This window comes from Streptomyces jumonjinensis (genome assembly GCF_009600885.1).
Taxonomy (GTDB): Bacteria; Actinomycetota; Actinomycetes; order Streptomycetales; family Streptomycetaceae; genus Streptomyces; species Streptomyces jumonjinensis.
In genome coordinates this window covers 16796-34678 of sequence record NZ_VCLA01000151.1, presented here as the reverse complement: position 1 = coordinate 34678, position 17883 = coordinate 16796, and the positions used below count along the sequence as shown (strand labels likewise).

The following is a 17883-nucleotide window of genomic DNA, read 5'->3' as shown; positions in this document are numbered from 1 at the left end:
AGCGCTCGGCTGGCGCACCTCTACAGCCGCCCCAGCAGCGCCACCGGCCGTGCCGCGAACAGCCGCGCCACCGGCACCGGGCCGCCGCCCGCCGGTTCGGCCCCCTCGTCGAGGAGATCCGCCCAGCGGCCCGGGGGCAGCGAGAGCTCCGTCTCCCGCCACCCCCCGGCCCGCTCAAGCCCCAGCGACAGCCGGGTCACGGCCGCCACCACCTCCCCCGTACGGCAGAACGCCACACAGTGCGCCGCCGCCGGGCCGGACGCCCGCAGCGGCACATAGGTCCCCGAGTCGCCGAAGACCTCCGGCCGCTCCCGGCGCAGTCGCAGCGCCGCCCGGGTCAGCGCCGTCCGCTCGTCCGGCGGGCCCTGCTCGAACGGCCGCCGGTTGTCCGGATCGACCAGGGCGAGATACTCCCGCTCCGTACCCTGGTAGAGATCCGGCACCCCCGGCATCGTCAGCTGGAGCAGCGCCGCGCCCAGCGCGTTGGCCCGTGCGTAGGGCGCCAGCTCCTTGGCGAACGCCGCCACCGAGTGCAGCGCCGCCCCGGCGGGCCCCGCGGCCACAAAGCCGGCGACGGCCTTCTCGTACGACTGGTCCGGCTCCGTCCAGGCGGTGTGCAGCCCCGCCTCGCGCACCCCTTTGAGCAGCGCGTCCCGCAGCCGGTCGCCGTAGGGGAAGCCGAAGCCCACGGCGGTCTGCCACGCCACCCACGCGAGCTGCGGATCCGGCGCCCGGCCGCCCTCCAGCCGGGCCGTCTCGCCGCTGACCCGGGCCAGGAAATCCGCCCACCGGTCCGGGCATTCGGAGAGCACCGCGATCCGGGCCCGGACATCCGCGCTCCGCTTGGTGTCATGGGTGGTCAGCACGGTGCCCGCGGTGGGCCAGTCACGGGCTCGCAGCTCGCCGTACGCATGGAACTCCTCGGGGTCGACCGCAGGCCGTCCCGGGTCGCCGCCGACCTCGTTCGCGCTGATCAGCGGCGTATACCGGTAGAAGGCCAGGTCCTCGACGGATTTGGCGCGCAGCGCGGACGCCGTCTGGGCGAACCGGGCGCGGAAGGCGTCGCGCGACGGGCTCTCGCCGAGCCGGCCCAGCGCCAGATCGCGCACCATGTCGACCGCCGTGGCCTCCTCCGCGACCGTGAACGCCGCCTTCGCGCCCGCGGCGGCCCGGACGGTGAGCACCTCATCGCCCCCGATGCGGTACGGCCGGTACACCGGCACCCGCACCAGCAGCTCCCGGATCGCCGTCCGCAGCGCCCAGGGGGCGTGGTCGCGCAGTGCGAGGTCCCCGGCGCTCACCCGTTCGGCGAGCCGGGTGAGCGCGGCGATCTCCGCGGCCAGATCATGGGTGACCACGTGGTGGGCGGCCCGGCGGACGGTGGCTTCCCAGTAGCCGCCCCGGTCCCCGGGCGCCCCGGCGAACTCGCGGTAATGGTGGACGAGTTCACGGTGTCCGGCCGGGTCGGTGAAGAGGCCGTCGATGCGGTGGAGCGCGTCGTATCCGGTCGTCCCGGCCACCGGCCATCCCGGCGGCAGCCGCTCGTCGCCGGTGAGGACCTTCTCCACGACGGTCCAGCAGTCGCCGCCGAGCGCTCCGTCCAGCCGCCGCAGATACGCCTCCGGGTCGGCGAGCCCGTCCGGGTGATCGACGCGCACTCCTTCGGCCACCCCGTCCCGGACCAGTTCGAGGATCTTGGCATGGGTGGCGTCGAAGACCTCCGGGAGCTCCACCCGTACCCCGATCAGCTCCGAGACGGTGAAGAAGCGCCGGTAGGCGAGCTCGGTCCGGGCGAGCCGCCACCAGCCGAGCCGGTACCACTGCGCGTCGAGGAGCTCCGGCAGCGGCAGCGCGGCGGTCGACTCCCGCAGCGGGAAGCGCTCCTCCCCGTAGCGCAGTACGTCTCCCTCGACCCGCATCGCGCCCATCTCGTCCGCGATCCGGCCGGCGAGCACCGGAAGCAGCAGTCTGCCGCCGCCCGCCTCCCAGTCGATGTCGAACCAGCGGGCGTACGGGGACGCGGGGCCCTGGCGCAGCACCTCCCACAGGGCGCGGTTGTAGCGGGGCACGGCGGCCATGTGGTTCGGCACGATGTCCAGGACCAGCCCCATGCCGTGCTCGCGCGCGGTCCGGGCGAGCTCCCGCAGCCCCTGCTCGCCGCCCAGCTCCTCCCGTACCCGGGTGGGGTCGGTGACGTCGTAGCCGTGCACCGACCCCGGCACCGCCTCCAGTACGGGGGACAGATGCAGATGGGAGACGCCGAGCCCGGCGAGATAGGGCACGGCGGCGGCGGCCGACGCGAAGGGGAAGCCGGGCTGGAGCTGGATCCGGTAGGTGGCGGTGGGCTTCATGTCTGCGTACGTACCCGCCCTGGGCCGCGGTGCGTCATCGCGCCGCCCATCGGTGTCCGCCGATCGGGTCTCCGCCCCGGGTCTGAAGCCGCGCCTTTGGGCCCCGGAGCCCCCGGGCTGGAGCCCTGCCACCGGGCCATGGACCCGCCGGGCTGGAGCCCCGCCCCCTTGGGCCCGGACCCGCCGGCGCCCGCTTCAGGAGGGCCGGCGCAGCACCACCAGACTCCGCCCCACCAGCGGCACCCGCTCCCCGGCCGTGGCCCAGGGGCCCGCGCCGGGCGGGACGCCCGCCGCCAGGGCCGTGTCCACCACCACCCGCCACCGGCTGCCGTGGCACGCCGGAACCGTGAAGTCCAGATCAGCGGCCCCCGCGTTGAACATCAGGAGGAAGGAGTCGTCGCTGATCCGCTCCCCCCTCGGCCCCGGCTCCGAGATGGCGTGCCCGTGGAGAAAGACCGACAGCGCCCCGGGGCGGGCCGCCTGCCAGTCCCGCTGGGTCATCTCTTTCCCCTGGGGAGTGAACCAGGCGACATCGGTCAGACCGTCCCGGGCGCCGTCGACCGGGCGGCCGTGGAGGAAGCGCCGCCGGCGGAAGACGGGATGGTCGCGCCGGAGCCGCACCATCGCCCGGGTGAACGCGAGCAGCGTCCCCTCCGCGTCCGATCCCGGCTCCGGCCAGCGCACCCAGGAGATCTCGTTGTCCTGGCAGTACGCGTTGTTGTTGCCGCCCTGGGTACGTCCGAACTCATCGCCGTGGCTGAGCATCGGCACCCCCTGCGACAGCATCAGGGTCGCGATGAGGTTCCGCGTCTGGCGCTCGCGCAGCCGCAGCACCGCGGGGTCGTCGCTCTCGCCCTCGGTCCCGCAGTTCCACGACCGGTTATGGCTCTCGCCGTCCTGGTTGTCCTCGCCGTTGGCTTCGTTGTGCTTGTCGTCGTACGACACCAGATCGCGCAGGGTGAAGCCGTCGTGGCAGGTGGCGAAGTTGATGGAGGCGAGGGGCCGCCGCCCCTCGCCCTGGTAGAGATCCGACGATCCGGTCAGCCGGGAGGCGAACTCGGCGAGCGTGCGCGGCTCACCGCGCCACAGATCCCTGACGGTGTCGCGGTACTTGCCGTTCCACTCGGTCCACAGCGGCGGGAAATTGCCCACCTGATAGCCGCCCTCGCCCAGATCCCAGGGCTCGGCGATCAGCTTCACCTGGCTGACCACCGGGTCCTGCTGCACCAGATCGAAGAACGACGAGAGCCGGTCCACCTCGTGGAACTGCCGGGCGAGGGTCGCCGCGAGATCGAAGCGGAAGCCGTCGACATGCATCTCGGTCACCCAGTACCGCAGCGAGTCCATGATCAGCTGAAGCACCTGGGGGCTCCGCATCAGCAGGGAGTTCCCGGTGCCCGTGGTGTCCGTGTAGTGGCGGCGGTCCTCGGCGAGCCGGTAGTAGGCGGCGTTGTCCAGGCCCCGGAAGGAGAGGGTCGGTCCCAGATGGTTCCCCTCGGCGGTGTGGTTGTAGACGACGTCGAGGATGACCTCGATGCCGGCCCGGTGCAGCTCCCGTACCGCGTGCTTGAACTCCCGCACCTGTTCGCCGCGGTCGCCCCAGGAGGCATAGGCGTTGTGCGGGGCGAAGAAGCCGATGGTGTTGTAGCCCCAGTAGTTGCTCAGTCCGGCGTCCACCAGCCGGTGGTCGTGGACGAACTGGTGCACGGGCATTAACTCCAGCGTGGTGACGCCCAGCTCCGTCAGATGCCCGATCACCGCGGGGTGCGCGAGCCCGGCGTAGCTGCCGCGCAGCTCCGGGGGGAGCTCCGGATGGAGCATGGTCAGGCCCTTCACATGGGCCTCGTAGATCACCGTGCGGTGGTAGTCCGTACGGGGAGAGCGGTCGTCGCCCCAGTCGAAGTACGGATCGACCACGACCGAGGCCATGGTGTGCCGGGCGGAGTCCAGGTCATTGCGCGAGTCCGGGCGGCCGAAGTGATAGCCGTACACCGACTCACCCCAGTCGACCGTACCGCTTATCGCACGAGCGTAGGGATCGAGGAGAAGCTTGGCGGAGTTGCAGCGGGCCCCGCGCTCCGGCGCGTACGGGCCGTGCACTCTGATGCCGTACCGCTGGCCCGGCATCACCCCCGGCAGATAAGCGTGCCGGACGGCGGCGTCGGTCTCGCGCAGCTCGACCGCCGTCTCCGAGCCGTCGTCGTGCAGCAGACACAGTTCGATACGGCGCGCGGCCTCGGAGAACACCGCGAAATTGGTTCCCGCGCCGTCGAAGGCGGCGCCGAGGGGATACGCCTCTCCCGGCCATACCTGCATGAAAGCACGCTCACCGTTCCGATCCGGGTGCTGGGGGACATGAGGGACGCGAGGGCCGGATCCTTCCGAAGGTATCGCGGCCCGCCTCCGGCGGCCGGGGACGACGCGGTCAACATCGCGTTCGTTCCGTCCCTCCCGGTCGTCGGCGGCCCCGGCGCCGCTATGAATCAGCTCACTCCGCCGTACGGGGCCCATGGGAACGTATCGGGAGGGAAAGGGAGTTGGGAAAGGACCCCGTCCATCCGGCTGCACCGCGTCCCGCTGGCGGAGTAGTCTTCCTTGATCGTTGGGTGGGGGACGGGAAGGCGGTGCGCGGGTGAGCTCGGGAGGGCTGGAGCTACCCCCCGGTGACACGGGTCATGACGGGGACTCCGGTGATGTCCCGCCCGGTGCGGTCTCCCTCGCCAGGCCGATGGAGATCGGGGCGGAACTGGACTGGGACGCGGACGCCTGGAGCGAGGTGCGCACCCGTGCGCAGCGCGCGGGGCGTGCCTACATCTGGCTGAATCTGGTGGAGCAGCGGCTGCGCGCGGTGGTCGCCGCGGTGCTGCGGCCGATCTACGAGCCGGTCCACGGCGACGACTGGGTGGTCGCCGCGGCGGGCCCGGCCGGCCAGGAGTGGGTGCAGCGCGCGGTCGCGGTACGGGAGGTCTCGCGCCGCAAGGGCTATCTGCTGGACCCCGCCGACGACAACGTCCTCTCCTTTCTCACCCTGCCCCAGCTGCGTGAGCTGATGGTGCAGCACTGGCCGTGCTTCGAGCCGTACTTCGACGACCGGCGCGATGTGGAGCTGGCGCTGGACGAGCTGGAGGTCACCCGCAATGTGGTCTCCCGCAACCGCGCCCTGAACGAGGCGGTGCTCGCCCAGGCGGAGCGCGCCTCGGCCCGGCTGCTGGACATACTGGGCAGTGGCGCGGGGGTGCCGTCCGCCGACCGGCTCCCGGTCGACGCGGTCGAGGACCTGGTCGGCGACCGCTACGCCGATGTGGTCTCCGTCCATCCCGACCGGGTGCGGCTCCAGCGTCAGCTGCCCGCCGAGGACCTCTTCGGCGGGGCACGCCGGGTCGACGCGATCGGCATAGGTCTGAATCTCCTGGTGCAGAATTTCTCCGGGCGCCGGCTGGTCAGGCTCGCCGAGTCGGGCTGCCGGGTGCGGCTGCTCTTCCTCAACCCGGCCAGCAGCGCGGTCAAGCGGCGCGAGCGCGAACTGGGCATCAGAAAGGGCGAGTTGAGCCGGACGGTGGAGATGAACATCCTCCATATGCGCCGGGTGCGGGCCCGGCTGCGGGACCCCGGCGCCTTCGAGATCCATGTCTTCGACGAGACGCCGCGCTTCACGGCGTATCTGGTCGACGGGGACGGACCGGACGGTCTCGCCGTGGTGCAGACCTATCTGCGCAGGGCCCGGGGCATGGAGGCGCCGGTGCTGGTGCTGCGGGGCGGCGGCCGTTCGGTGGTGCGCGCGGGCAGCGAGGGGGAGCACGGGCTGTTCCAGACGTACCGCGAGGAGTTCGAGTCGGAGTGGGCCGACTCCCGGCCGGTCTCCTGAGCGCTCACCGCCGGGGGCCTGGGCGGCTCCCGGCCGGTCTCCTGGGCGCTCACCGCCGGGGGCCTGGGCGGCTCCCGGCCCCTTCGCGGGGATTGTCAGTGGCCCATGGGAGGGTGAGTGCCGATGGGGAGAGCACCACGAAGGAGGGGTCCGCCATGGCGTGGCACGGTGAGCCGCTGGTCGGTTTCGATCTGGAGACGACGGGGACGGATCCGCTGGAGGCGCGGATCGTGACGGCCGCGGTCGTCCGGGTGAGCGCGGACGATCCGGTGGAGCGGCGGGTGTGGCTCGCGGACCCGGGGGTCCGCATTCCCGCGCAGGCGTCGGCGATCCACGGCATCAGCAGTGAGCGGGCGGCGGCCGAGGGCCGCCCGGCGCGGGAGGTGGCCGAGGAGATCGCGCGGACGCTGACCGGTCACTGGGAGGACGGCGTCCCGGTGGTGGCGTACAACGCGGCGTTCGATCTGACGCTGCTCTCGGCGGAGCTGCGGCGGTATGGGCTGCCGTCGCTGAGCGCCCGGCTGGCGGGCCGCCCGATAGGGCCCGTGATCGATCCGTACACGATAGACCGGGCCGTGGACCGCTACCGCAAGGGCAAGCGCACCCTGGAGGCGGTCTGCGCGGAGTACGGGGTGGCGCTGGAGAGCGCGCATGACGCGACGGCGGACGCCCTGGCGGCGGTGCGGGTGGCGCGGGCGGTGGCCGGCCGCCATGCCTCGGTCGCCGCGCTGGATCCCGCGCGGCTGCATGAGAGCCAGGTGCGCTGGTATGCGGAGTGGGCCGCGGACTTCCAGGCGTTTCTGCGGCGGAAGGGCAATGCGGAAGCGGTGGTGGACGCCTCCTGGCCGATGCGCGAACCGGCTCCGGTGGGGGCTTGAGAGGCCCCTCCGCCCGGGTGGGCGGAGGGGCGTCCCGGAGCGGGGCCGCCGCCGGACGGCCGGTCCGGTGGTGGCATGGGGCCCGGGTCCGGGCCCGGCCAGGTGGCCGGAGGCCGGAGAGCCCGGTCCCGGACCGGGTGGCCGGGTCTCGGTGGGGCGGAGTCCGGACCGGATGGACCGGGGGTCAGCGGCCGGGGGCGGAGAAGAACGCCTTCGGTGTGGGCAGCCCCGGCGATTCGGCGCGCTCCGGGGTCGTCGGGGCCGGGTTCACCGCGCAGGTCGTATTCCCCGCGGGGAGCCCGCCGGCCGCCAGATACGACGTGATGAGCCTGTCCGCGCAGTCACTGATCCCGCGCCCGTAGAGGGCGTGGGTCTCCGCCTCGTCGACCGTGATCATCCGGGAGCCCTTCATCGCCCGGTGCATGGCGACTCCGCCGGTGAGCGGGGTCTGCGAGTCCCACTCGGCCTGCACGATCAGCGCGCCCACCGGGTTGTCCACCTCGGTCGCGCGCTCGGCGTTCCTGTCCCAGAAGGCACAGGGCATGATGTTGGACGCGGCGTCCCCGTACAGCGGATAGCGGGCCTTGTCGCGGATCGCGTCCTTGCGGTACGTCTCCGGGTTCTTCGGCCAGTTCGCATCACCGCAGGCGATGGCCAGGAACGCGGAGAGTTCGGCGTCGGTGCCCTGGAACCATTCGAGCTCGGGGGTCGGCTTCCCGGCCGCGGCGTTCTTCAGATGCACGACCCAGTCGCTCGCGCCCTTGAGGGAGAAGAACCGGGGGCGCATGCGTTCCCGCAGCTGATCGCCGTTGAGCGGGGTCGTGCCGACGGTGACGGGCTCGCGGTCGGCCTGGGCGACGATGTCGTAGAACGCCTTGCCGACCTCGGCCGGGGTGTCGCCGAGCCCATAGGTCTCATGGCGTGCCGCGGCCCACTTCGCCCACCGCTTGAACGCGGGCTCGGCTCCATGGGCCCATGACTGGATCATCCCGCGCCAGACGATCCCGGGGTCCACGGCGCTGTCCAGCACCATTCGGCCGGAACGCCGGGGGAACAGCTGGGTGTACACGGCCCCCAGATAGGTGCCGTACGAGTACCCGAGGTAATTGATCTTCTTCTCGCCCAGCACGGCCCGGATGACGTCCATGTCCCGTGCGGTGTTACGGGTGGTGAAGTGCTGGAGCGAGTCCCCGTACTTCGCCCGGCACTTGTCGGCGACCGTGCGGGCCCACTCGACGTCCCCGGCGAAGCTCTCCTTCTTGTACGGGCGCGGCAACTGCTGTTCCTCGGGCGTCGAGCCGCAGGTGACAGGGGTGCTCTTGGCCACGCCCCGGGGGTCGAACCCGATGAGGTCGTACCTGTTCCGCACGGACCGGGGCAGCGACTGTGTCATCGACAGCGGCATGTCGAGACCCGGTACACCGGGACCGCCCGGATTGAAGAGCAGCACACCGCGCCGCTTGTCGTCGTCCGTCGCCTTGATCCGGGATATCGCGATGTCGACGCTCGTGCCGCCGGGCCGCCGGTAGTCCAGCGGGACCTCGATCGTCGCGCACTGGAAGGAGGCGGGCTGGTCGGGAGCGCACCGCTGCCACTCCGGCTTCTGCCGGGTGTAGCCGTCCAGCGGGCCCGCGGCAGCAGCGGGGGCGGCGGCGAGAGCGGGGGCGAGCGTCGCCATCACGCTCATCGCGAGCAGGGGGGCCATGCGTCGTCTTAAGTGCACGGAGATCCTTCCGGTCGTTGTTCGTCGCAGGCTGAGCCTGGCCGCCCGACCGGCTCGGCGAATCATCCGCAGCGGTGATGGAATTCTCGACCCCCGGTAGTACGGGCAGAAAGTCGATCCCTCTGCGGTGGGAGCGGATTCAGGCCAGACGCCCCATGGTGTCGGGGTTCCGTACGCGGCGACGGCAGGGAGCCCGGACGCCCGGTACCCACCGGACCTCTCCGCTCCCTGCCGCTTTCCGTGGTTCCCGTGCCTCAAGGCTGCCCGTGCTGCCCGTGACTCAGGGCCTCCCGTGCCTCAGGCGCTCCTGTGCGTCCCGTGGCCCCAGGGCCTCCCGCCTTCCGCTCCCTAGAACGGGTGCCAGCGGACCTCGGGACGGTTCTCCCGGAGCGAGGCCACCCGGCGGGAGAACTCCTCCCTCGCCCGGGGGTTCGCCGGCGCGTGCTGCGCCACCCACGCACAGCTCGCGGTCTCCCGCGCGCCCCGCAGCACGGCGCACCCCTCCCACTCCCGCACATCCCACCCGTAGACGGCCGTGAAGGAGTCGTACTCCTCGGGCGCCAGCCCGTACCGGTCCCGGGAGAGCGCCAGCACCACCAGATCGTGCTCCCGCAGATCGGCCGAGAAGGTCTCCAGATCCACCAGCACCGGACCGTCCGGCCCGATGTGGACGTTCCGGGGCAGCGCGTCCCCATGGACCGGCCCCGGAGTGAGGTGCGGGGTCAGCGCCGCCGCCGCCTCGGCGAAGCCGTCGCGGCGTGCCCGCAGATACTCCGCGTCCGCCGGGTCGATCGCGTCCCCCGCCAGCCGCAGCCATCGCTCCACCCCGCCCAGCAGCTCCCTGCCGGGCAGCACGAACCCGGGCGCGGGCAGCGCGTGCACCAGCCGCAGCAGCTCCGCCAGATCGGCGGCGCGCGCGGGCCGTACCGCGTCCGGCAGCCGGTGCCATACGGTCACCGGGTGCCCGTCGACCAGCCGGGCCGCCCGCTCGGCCGGGCGGACCGCCGGGACTCCGGCCTCCGCCAGCCACACCCCGACGGCCACCTCCCGCTCGGCCCGTGCCAGCAGCTCGGCGGAGCGGCCCACCTTCACCACCGTGGAGCCCGCCGCGAAGACCGCGTTCTCGCCGAGCGCCAGCAGCTCCGCGCCGGTGAAGCCCGCCGCGGCCAGCACCTCCCGTGCCCGTGCCTCGTCCATCGCCGACCCTCTCCCGCTCTCATCCGTTCAAACAGGCCAAAGTCTCGCATCCCCATGACGGCCTCCTTGACGGGCCGACGACCCGTCAGCACGATGACGGAGGCCGCTCGGGCGGCCAGACCGGAAGGAACCGGCCCAAAGGAGTCGAATCATGACATCGACGACCGTGGCCCCACCCTCCGGAAACCAGCCGGAGAGGCCGCCGGGCGAAGGCCGGGCCCGCCGCCGGGGAAGAGGACGCGGCGGACCCCCCGGGAAGCCGCTGGACCATGGCGCCTGGTTTCTCGTCCTCCCCGCGCTGATCCCCATTCTGATCCTCAGCGTGGGACCGCTGGTCTACGGCGTCTCCCTGGCCTTCACCGACTCCCAGGCCGGCCGCACCGAACCCACCCAGTGGATCGGCGCCCTCAACTTCCGCGACCTGGCGCAGGACACCCTCTTCTGGGACTCGTTCGGCATCGGTCTGGTGTGGGCCGTGGGCGTCACCGTCCCGCAGTTCGCGCTCGCCCTCGGCCTCGCCCTCCTCCTCGACCAGAAGTTACGGCTGCGCTGGCTCGCCCGCGCCCTGGCGATCATCCCCTGGGCCATGCCCGAGGTGGTCGTCGGCATCATGTGGCGGCTGGTCTACAACCCCGACGCGGGCATCCTCAACGAGACGCTGCGCGATCTCGGCCTCGGCGAGGGCCGCGACTGGCTCACCGGACTCGCCACCGCGCTGCCCGCCGTGATCGTCGTGGGCATCTGGGCCGGACTGCCCACCACCACGGTCGCCCTGCTCGCGGGCCTGCAGAACACCCCGCACGAACTCCATGAGGCCGCCGCCCTCGACGGCGCGGGCCCCTGGCGGCGGTTTCGCACCGTCACCTGGCCCGCCATCAGGCCCGTCGTCCTCGCCATCACCGCGCTCAATTTCATCTGGAACGTCAATTCCTTCGCCCTGGTCTATGTGCTCACCGGCGGCGGACCCGGCGGACGCACCCGGCTGCCGATGCTCTTCGCCTATGAGGAGGCGTTCCGCTACGGGCAGTTCGGCTACGCCGCCGCGATGAGCTGTGTGATGGTCGCGGTGATCTCCGTCATGCTCGCGCTCTATCTCGTGGGGCGGCTCAAAGGAGGCGATGAGCGGTGATCCGCACCAGCAGGGCCGGCCGCGCCGGACAGTACCTCGCCCTTCTGGGCTATCTCGTCTTCCTCGCCTTCCCCTTTCTGTGGCTGATCTCCACCGCCTTCAAACCGGCCCGGGAGCTCGGCTCGCTCCACCCCACCTGGATTCCCCGGGACCCCACCCTCGCCAACTTCCGCCAGGCGTTCGACGAGCAGCCCCTGCTCCAGGCCGCGGGCAACAGCCTGGCCGCCGCGGCCGGCGCGGCGCTGATCTGTGTGGCGATCGCCACCCCGATGGCGTACGTCATGGCCCGCCACCGCACCAGGCTCACCACCGCCGCCACCGGCTGGGTGGTGGTCAGCCAGGCGTTCCCCTTCGTACTCGTGATCATTCCGCTCTTCCTGGTGCTCAGAAATCTGCGGATGATCAACTCCCTCTCCGGTCTGGTCCTGGTGTACGTGGTCTGGTCGCTGCCCTTCGCGCTCTGGATGCTGGCGGGGTACGTACGGGCCGTGCCGGGCGAACTGGAGGAGGCGGCGGCGGTCGACGGCGCGGGCAGGGTCCGCACCCTGCTGTCGGTCGTCGCCCCGCTGCTCGCCCCCGGCATCGCGGCCACGGCGCTCTTCGCCTTCATCACCGCGTGGAACGAGTTCTTCTTCGCGCTGGTCCTGCTCAAGACCCCGGAGAAACAGACCCTGCCGGTGGTGCTGACCCACTTCCTCGGCGCGGAGGGCGTCGCAGACCTCGGACCGCTCGCCGCCGCGGCCTTCCTCGCGACCCTCCCCTCGCTGGTCGTCTTCGCGCTCATCCAGAGACGGATCACGGGCGGCATGGCGGCCGGGGCGGTGAAGGCGTGATGGGCGGGAGATCCGTACGTCTGCTGACGGTGACGGCCGTGCTGGCCCTGCTGCTCACCGGCTGCTCCGGTGACGGCGACGGCGACGGCGGGGAGCGGTCCGGCGGCGGGATCCGGCTCCGTTTTCAGTCGCTGGCCTGGCAGAAGGAGTCCGTCGACGCCAACAAGGAGCTGGTACGGGAGTGGAACGAACGCAATCCCGGCATCCGGGTCGACTATGTCCAGGGCAGCTGGGACAGCGTCCACGACCAGCTGCTGACCTCGTTCGAGGGCGGCGAGGCCCCCGACGTCATCCATGACGCGGCCGACGATCTCGCGGACTTCGCCTACGGCGGCCGTCTCGCCGATCTGCGCGGACTCCTCTCCGAGCGGCTCACCTCCGACATCCCCGCCCACAGCTGGCGGACGGCGACCTTCGGCGAGGGCGTCTACGGGGTGCCCTTTCTCCAGGAGCCCCGGGTGCTGATCGCCAACAGGAAGATCGTCGAATCGTCCGGGGTGCGCATCCCCACCCCCGCCCGGCCCTGGAGCTGGGAGGAGTTCCGCGCGGTGGCGAAGGAGCTGACGGCGGCGATGGGCAAGGGGAAGTACGCGGTGGCCTGGCCGCTGCGGGAACCGGTCTCCGTCACCCTGAATCTGGGGCTCTCGGCCGGGGGCCGGCTCTTCCACCGGGGCGGCGACGGAAAGGTGTCCATCCGGTTCACCGAAGGGGACGCCGTGGTGCCCGAGACCATCCACGACCAGGTCAACTTCGATCGCACCGCCTCCCCCTCCACCCTGGGGGCCGGGGGCTCGGACGCGCTGCCCGGGTTCTTCGGCGGCAAGTACGCGATGGTGCCGCTGGGGTTCTCCTACCGTCAGCAGATAGCGCAACAGGCGCCCGAGGGCTTCGAGTGGATGGTGCTGCCCGCGCCCGCGGGGGCCGGGGGGCCGGTGCAGGGGGTGAGCCCGCAGACGCTCTCCATCGCGGCGGACAGCCCCCATCGGAAGGAGGCGGCGCGGTTCATCGACTTTCTGCTGAGCCCCCGGAACATGGTGCGGCTGGCGAAGGGCGACTGGATGCTGCCGACCGGCGTCCGGGCGCTCGCGGACCCCTCCCTGCGCGAGGAGAAGGACGGCTGGGCGACCGGCGCGGCCCTCGCCGGTGAGCTGCGATCGGCTCCGGCTCAGTCGGTCCGGGGGTACCCGGAGTGGAAGGACAAGGTGGCGACCCCCGCGTACCAGGAGTACTACAGCGGTGCGATCGACCGCGCGGAGCTGGAGAAACGGCTGGTGAAGGACGGAAATCTGGTGCTCTCCCGCTATCAGCGCTGAGGCCCGGCGCCGAACTAATCAAATTGCACGATACGTACCGTCTCGCTTACCGTCTCCGCTATGACCGAACCACAGCCCGCTCATATCGCCATGTTCTCCATCGCCGCCCCCGGGCATGTGAACCCGAGCCTCGACGTCATCCGCGAGCTCGTGGCGCGCGGCCACCGGGTCAGCTATGCCATCCCCGGAGCGTTCGCCGAGCGGGTCGCCGCCACCGGCGCGACACCGGTCGTCTACGACTCCGTGCTCCCCACGGAGGAGGACCCGGACGCATGGGGCACCGAGCTGATCGACAACATCGAGCCGTTCCTCCGGGACGCGATCCATGTGCTGCCGCAGCTGGCGGCGGCCTTCGCGGGGGACGAGCCCGATCTGGTCCTCCATGACATCACCTCCTATCCGGCACCCGTGCTCGCCCACCGGTGGGGGGTGCCCGCGATCTCGCTCTGGCCCAATCTCGTCCCCTGGGAGGGGTACGCGGAGGAGGTCGCCGAACCCATGTTCGCCGAGCTCAAGCAGTCCGAGCGCGGCAAGGCGTACTACGCGCGCTTCCAGGGCTGGCTGGAGGACCACGGGCTCGCCCATGTCCACCCGGACCGTCTGGTGAGCAGTCCCCGCAAGGCCCTGGTGCTGATTCCCCGGGCGCTCCAGCCCCAGGCGGACCGGGTGGACTCCTCGGTCTTCACCTTCGTGGGCGCATGCCAGGGGGACCGCGCCGACCAGGGGGAGTGGCAGCGGCCCGCAGGCGCGGAGAAGGTTCTGCTGGTGTCGCTGGGCTCGGCGTTCACCAAGCAGCCCGGCTTCTACCGGGAGTGCGTCAAGGCGTTCGGGGAGCTGCCTGGCTGGCACATGGTGCTCCAGATCGGCCGGTATGTCTCCGCAGCGGAGCTGGGTCCGCTGCCCGCCAACGTCGAGGTCCACTCCTGGGTCCCCCAGCTGTCGGTCCTCCGCCAGGCCGATGCCTTCATCACCCACGCGGGGGCGGGCGGCAGTCAGGAAGGGCTGGCCACCGGGACCCCGATGGTCGCGGTCCCGCAGGCGGTGGACCAGTTCGGCAACGCGGACATGCTGGTCGAGCAGGGCGTGGCACGCCGGATGGACTCCGGGACGGCGACGGCGGACGAACTGCGGGAGGCGGTGCTGGGACTGGTGTCCGACCCGGAGGTCGCGCGGCGGCTCCAGGAGATCCGAGCGGAGATGGCCGGGGAGGGGGGTACGCGGGCGGCGGCGGACCTGATCGAGTCGGAGCTGGGGTCGCGGACCCCGGCCCGCCCCTGAGCGCTCCTCGGGGAGCACGCCCCCGAGGTCGCCGCTCCGGCACCGTCTTCGGCACCGCGACCCGGCCGCGTGGAGCCGCCCCGCCGCGCGTACTCAGCGCCGGGAGCGCCGGCGCCAGGTGAAGCCGCCCGGGAGGCGGACCGCGGTGGTACGCCTCCCATGGCGGTCCCCGGTGATGTGCGCGCGGCGACCGCCGAGCGTCCAGGACCAGCCGTGGCGGCCGATGTGGAGATGAAGCACCTTGGGGATCAGCGTGATCCGCTTGTGGTAGTGGAACGGCATGACGGCCTCCTTCCCTCGATGGTGCGCCGGACGCGCCCCGTATCCGTCACCGTAGAGCCACAGCCGTGTCACCACGGGACCCACCCCTCACAGCGCCGCCGTCTCCGCGGCCGGGCTTCGGCGCTCAGGAGTAGGTGGCGGCCATCTTCTCCGCGTACCAGCGTCCCGGTGTCATCCGCTCCCCGGGTGTGTCCGGTGCCCCGGCGCCGCCGGTCCGGCCGAGCGCGGGGACCGGGTCGATCGGCGCGTCGTGATTGGGCATGTGGAAGAAGGGGATGGAGAGCCGGGAGCCGGTGTGCCCTTCCACCGGGTTCACCACCCGGTGCAGGGTCGACACCCAGTGGCCACCCGTCCAGAACTCCATCATGTCGCCGATGTTGATGACGAAACTCCCGGGGACGGACGGGACATCACGCCAGCCGCCGTCCTGCTGCCGCACCTGAAGGCCACCGGCGTCGTCCTGGTGGAGGACGGTCAGGACCCCCCAGTCGCTGTGCGGCCCCTTGCGCATCTGGCCGGGCAGCGGGGGGACGGCCTGCGGGTAGTAGAAGTTGGCGACGACGGTCGAGACGGGTTCGTCGGCCCGGTCGGCGAAGAAGCCCTCGCCCAGGCCGAGGGCCAGGCCGAACAGCCGCATCAGATCCTGGCTGAGGGTCTCCATCGCCCGCATGTACGCCAGCCAGACCGGCCGGAAGCCCAGCGGTGTCTCCGGCCAGACATTGGCCCGGTCCCAGGGCGCGCAGTCACCGCCGGACCCGCGCCGCCGCTCCGCGTCGCGGTCCCCCGGCAGATTGGCGCTGAAGATCTCGCAGAGATCCGGGGGCGAGTCCACCCCCATGCTCTTCGCCGCACTCCCCGCGGAGTAGCTCAGTCCGCAAGTGCCCGGTCCGCTCAGAACCTTGTCCTTCTCCGCTCCCGGCAGCTCGAAGAACTCCCTGGTGACGGAGTACATCCGATCGATCAGACGCTGGCGTACCCCGTGCCCGACGACGACGAAGAACCCGGAGGACGCACAGGCGCGGCCGATGGCGGCGGCGACCGACGCACGGCCGCCGCCGGTGGCCGCGGACAGATCGATGACGGGAACGTACCCGTCCAGAACGGTGATATGACGCTGCGCGCCGGTGTCATGGCGCATCGGCCTCTCCTCGGGAAGCGCGAGACGGATCTCGCGGCGGACCGGACCAGCACACTGTCCCCTCGGGTTCGCTCCGCCCCCAAGCCGTACGCTGGAGAGCGCAAGATTCCGGCGGGCGGACGGAGCGACACGGTGGATTCCGGCACCCTGGACGACCTGGACCAGCGGCTGCTCCATGCCCTACAGCTCGACGGCCGCGCACCCCTCAGCCGGGTCGCGCGACGGCTGGAGACCTCCGAGCGCACCGTGGCCCGCCGCTACCGCAGGCTGCGCATGCTCGGACTGCGCATCGTCGGTCAGCCCGTTCCCGCACGGTTCGGACTGGTCCGCTGGCTGCTGCGCCTCACCTGCACCCCCGATGCGGCCGGCGCCGTCGCCGATTCCCTGGCCCGCCGCCCCGACACCAGCTGGGTCACCCTCGCCTCCGGCGGCACCGAGCTCTACTGCGCGCTCAGCACCCGCACCGCCGGCGAACGCAACGCCCTGCTGCTGCGCAAGCTCGCCCGCACCCCCCAGGTGCTGTCGGTCAGCGCCCACTGCATGATGCGGATCTTCGTGGGCGCCACCGGCACCTGGCACGCCACCCGCTTCCGGACCGCACTCCCTGGGGCGGATTCCGGCGCACTGCTCGCCCCGCTGCCCCTGGACGCCACCGACCGCACCCTCTTCACCGAGCTGGCCCGCGACGGCCGCGCCACCCTGCCCGAACTGGGCAAGGCCACCGGCCGCTCACCGTCCAGCGTCCAGCGCCGCCTCGAACGTCTGCGGGCCGAAGGCGCCCTGGATCTCTCCGTCGACTTCGACCCCCAGCTCCTCGGCTATCACATGACCACCCAGCTCTGGCTGAATGTGACCCCCGCCCATCTGCGCACCGTCGGGGAGACCCTCGCCACCCACCCCGACATCGCCTTCGCCGCCGCCACCACCGGCAGATCCAACCTCGTCGCCAGCGGCGTCTTCCGCACCCCGGACGACCTGTACCGCTATATCGACCAGCGCATCGGCGCCCTGCCGGGCATCCAGAGCATGGAGACCGCCCCGACGCTGCGCGAAGTCAAACGCCTCGCTCCCGCCCTCCCCTGAAGACCCCGGTCGTCCGCCGGGACGGCCCGGCGCTCAGCCGGCGAGCGCGGCGAGCTCCCGTACCCGGGCCCCGTCGTACCGTTCCAGGAGCAGCCGGGCCAGCTCGGGGGCCGGGCCGAGGACGTCCGCCAGTACATCGGCGTCCCGCGCTCCCTCGGCGATGCGGTCGGGCAGCCGGCCGGGGGCGATGACATAAGGCGCCACCGCCACCCGGGCGCAGCCGTCCGACCGCAGACAGCGCACCGCGTCCTCGGTGCGCGGCAGAGCCGCGGAGGCGAACGCGGGCCGCACGGCGCACCAACCGGTGTGCCGCAGCTCCCGCGCTATATCTGCGATCACCGCGATCGCCTCCGGGTCGGTGGAGCCCGCCGAGGCCAGTACCAGCCCCGTCGAGCTTCGGTCGGACGGGCGCAGCCCCGTCTCCCACAGCCGCCGCTCCAGCGCGGCGAGCAGCAGGGGCGAGGGGCCGAGGACCTCCGCCGTCCGGATGCGCAGCCGTGGCAGCCGTGCCGCCGCCTCCCGCAGTACGGCGGGGATGTCCGACTTGGCGTGGAAGGCCCGGGTCAGCAGCAGCGGCAGCGCGATCACGTCGTCTGCGCCGCCGTCGTCCGCGAGCCGCTCCAGGACCTGGAGCACGGACGGGGTGTCGAAGTCCAGAAAGGCCGTCTCCACCCGCAGCCCCGGCCGCAGCGAGCGGGCCCGGCGCACCAGGGCGTGCACGGTGGCCGCGTGCCGTGGATCACGGCTGCCGTGGGCGATGACGAGTAGGACGGGACTGCGCATGATCGTCACTCAGCTCTGTTCGCGTCGTTT

The 17883-nt window shown here is 72.1% G+C and carries 13 protein-coding genes and 1 pseudogene; 7 read left to right on the top strand and 7 right to left on the bottom strand.

Going from position 1 to position 17883, the window contains the following annotated elements:
• Positions 1-20 precede the first annotated feature (20 nt).
• Both treY and glgX read right to left on the bottom strand, forming a co-directional pair.
• Positions 21-2351 carry a malto-oligosyltrehalose synthase gene (treY, locus tag FF041_RS19455; RefSeq protein ID WP_153523991.1) on the bottom strand — a complete coding sequence of 777 codons (2331 nt, stop codon included), beginning with the start codon at positions 2349-2351 and terminating at the stop codon, positions 21-23.
• 195 nt (positions 2352-2546) lie between these two features.
• Positions 2547-4667: a glycogen debranching protein GlgX gene (gene glgX / locus FF041_RS19450; protein WP_153523990.1), complete on the bottom strand. Its 2121-nt coding sequence runs from the start codon at positions 4665-4667 to the stop codon at positions 2547-2549.
• Between the two features lie 316 nt (positions 4668-4983).
• Between glgX and FF041_RS19445 the strand changes: the two genes are divergently transcribed.
• Together FF041_RS19445 and FF041_RS19440 are read left to right on the top strand one after the other, a co-directional pair.
• A complete protein-coding gene (locus tag FF041_RS19445; protein WP_323371688.1) occupies positions 4984-6216 on the top strand; it encodes an SAV2148 family HEPN domain-containing protein in 1233 nt (410 codons plus the stop codon).
• A gap of 155 nt (positions 6217-6371) precedes the next feature.
• A complete protein-coding gene (locus tag FF041_RS19440; RefSeq protein WP_153523989.1) occupies positions 6372-7094 on the top strand; it encodes a 3'-5' exonuclease in 723 nt (240 codons plus the stop codon).
• A gap of 184 nt (positions 7095-7278) precedes the next feature.
• Here FF041_RS19440 and FF041_RS19435 read toward each other — a convergent pair whose 3' ends face one another.
• Together FF041_RS19435 and FF041_RS19430 are read right to left on the bottom strand one after the other, a co-directional pair.
• Positions 7279-8799: an alpha/beta hydrolase gene (locus FF041_RS19435; RefSeq protein WP_153524029.1), complete on the bottom strand. Its 1521-nt coding sequence runs from the start codon at positions 8797-8799 to the stop codon at positions 7279-7281.
• Positions 8800-9165: 366 nt separating this feature from the next.
• Complete coding sequence (locus FF041_RS19430) at positions 9166-10014, bottom strand: phosphotransferase enzyme family protein (RefSeq protein WP_153523988.1); 849 nt, start codon at positions 10012-10014, stop codon at positions 9166-9168.
• 151 nt (positions 10015-10165) lie between these two features.
• Here FF041_RS19430 and FF041_RS19425 point away from each other — a divergent pair, with 151 nt between their 5' ends.
• The 4 genes and pseudogenes from FF041_RS19425 to mgt all read left to right on the top strand — a co-directional run bounded on the left by FF041_RS19425 (position 10166) and on the right by mgt (position 14567).
• Positions 10166-11143, top strand: coding sequence for a carbohydrate ABC transporter permease (locus FF041_RS19425; RefSeq protein ID WP_153523987.1), 978 nt, complete (start codon positions 10166-10168; stop codon positions 11141-11143).
• On the top strand, positions 11143-11976 hold the full coding sequence (locus FF041_RS19420) for a carbohydrate ABC transporter permease (protein WP_323392204.1): 834 nt from the start codon (positions 11143-11145) through the stop codon (positions 11974-11976). The genes FF041_RS19425 and FF041_RS19420 overlap by 1 nt, the downstream gene beginning before the upstream one ends.
• Positions 11976-13289, top strand: coding sequence for an ABC transporter substrate-binding protein (locus tag FF041_RS19415; RefSeq protein ID WP_153524028.1), 1314 nt, complete (start codon positions 11976-11978; stop codon positions 13287-13289). Before FF041_RS19420 ends, FF041_RS19415 begins: the two co-directional genes overlap by 1 nt.
• A gap of 17 nt (positions 13290-13306) precedes the next feature.
• A pseudogene (gene mgt / locus FF041_RS19410) lies at positions 13307-14567 on the top strand (macrolide-inactivating glycosyltransferase).
• A gap of 93 nt (positions 14568-14660) precedes the next feature.
• On the opposite strand, the gene FF041_RS19405 reads toward mgt, so the two are convergent.
• Together FF041_RS19405 and FF041_RS19400 are read right to left on the bottom strand one after the other, a co-directional pair.
• Complete coding sequence (locus FF041_RS19405) at positions 14661-14849, bottom strand: DUF4236 domain-containing protein (protein WP_153483661.1); 189 nt, start codon at positions 14847-14849, stop codon at positions 14661-14663.
• 124 nt (positions 14850-14973) lie between these two features.
• Positions 14974-15987 (bottom strand): isopenicillin N synthase family dioxygenase, encoded by a 1014-nt coding sequence (locus FF041_RS19400; protein WP_153523985.1) that lies wholly within the window; start codon positions 15985-15987, stop codon positions 14974-14976.
• A 132-nt stretch (positions 15988-16119) separates the two neighbouring features.
• Here FF041_RS19400 and FF041_RS40085 point away from each other — a divergent pair, with 132 nt between their 5' ends.
• Positions 16120-17070: an Lrp/AsnC family transcriptional regulator gene (locus tag FF041_RS40085; protein ID WP_323392174.1), complete on the top strand. Its 951-nt coding sequence runs from the start codon at positions 16120-16122 to the stop codon at positions 17068-17070.
• A 33-nt stretch (positions 17071-17103) separates the two neighbouring features.
• On the opposite strand, the gene FF041_RS19390 is transcribed toward FF041_RS40085, so the two are convergent.
• Complete coding sequence (locus tag FF041_RS19390; RefSeq protein ID WP_153523983.1) at positions 17104-17853, bottom strand: sirohydrochlorin chelatase; 750 nt, start codon at positions 17851-17853, stop codon at positions 17104-17106.
• Positions 17854-17883 lie beyond the last annotated feature (30 nt).

Excerpts from the sequence above, each read along its gene's own strand:
- treY (WP_153523991.1), bottom strand. The coding sequence starts at position 2,351 with ATGAAGCCCACCGCCACCTACCGGATCCAGCTCCAGCCCGGCTTCCCC.
- glgX (WP_153523990.1), bottom strand. The coding sequence starts at position 4,667 with ATGCAGGTATGGCCGGGAGAGGCGTATCCCCTCGGCGCCGCCTTCGAC.
- FF041_RS19440 (WP_153523989.1), top strand. The coding sequence starts at position 6,372 with ATGGCGTGGCACGGTGAGCCGCTGGTCGGTTTCGATCTGGAGACGACG.
- FF041_RS19435 (WP_153524029.1), bottom strand. The coding sequence starts at position 8,799 with ATGGCCCCCCTGCTCGCGATGAGCGTGATGGCGACGCTCGCCCCCGCT.
- FF041_RS19430 (WP_153523988.1), bottom strand. The coding sequence starts at position 10,014 with ATGGACGAGGCACGGGCACGGGAGGTGCTGGCCGCGGCGGGCTTCACC.
- FF041_RS19425 (WP_153523987.1), top strand. The coding sequence starts at position 10,166 with ATGACATCGACGACCGTGGCCCCACCCTCCGGAAACCAGCCGGAGAGG.
- FF041_RS19415 (WP_153524028.1), top strand. The coding sequence starts at position 11,976 with ATGGGCGGGAGATCCGTACGTCTGCTGACGGTGACGGCCGTGCTGGCC.
- FF041_RS19405 (WP_153483661.1), bottom strand. The coding sequence starts at position 14,849 with ATGCCGTTCCACTACCACAAGCGGATCACGCTGATCCCCAAGGTGCTT.
- FF041_RS19400 (WP_153523985.1), bottom strand. The coding sequence starts at position 15,987 with ATGCGCCATGACACCGGCGCGCAGCGTCATATCACCGTTCTGGACGGG.
- FF041_RS19390 (WP_153523983.1), bottom strand. The coding sequence starts at position 17,853 with ATGCGCAGTCCCGTCCTACTCGTCATCGCCCACGGCAGCCGTGATCCA.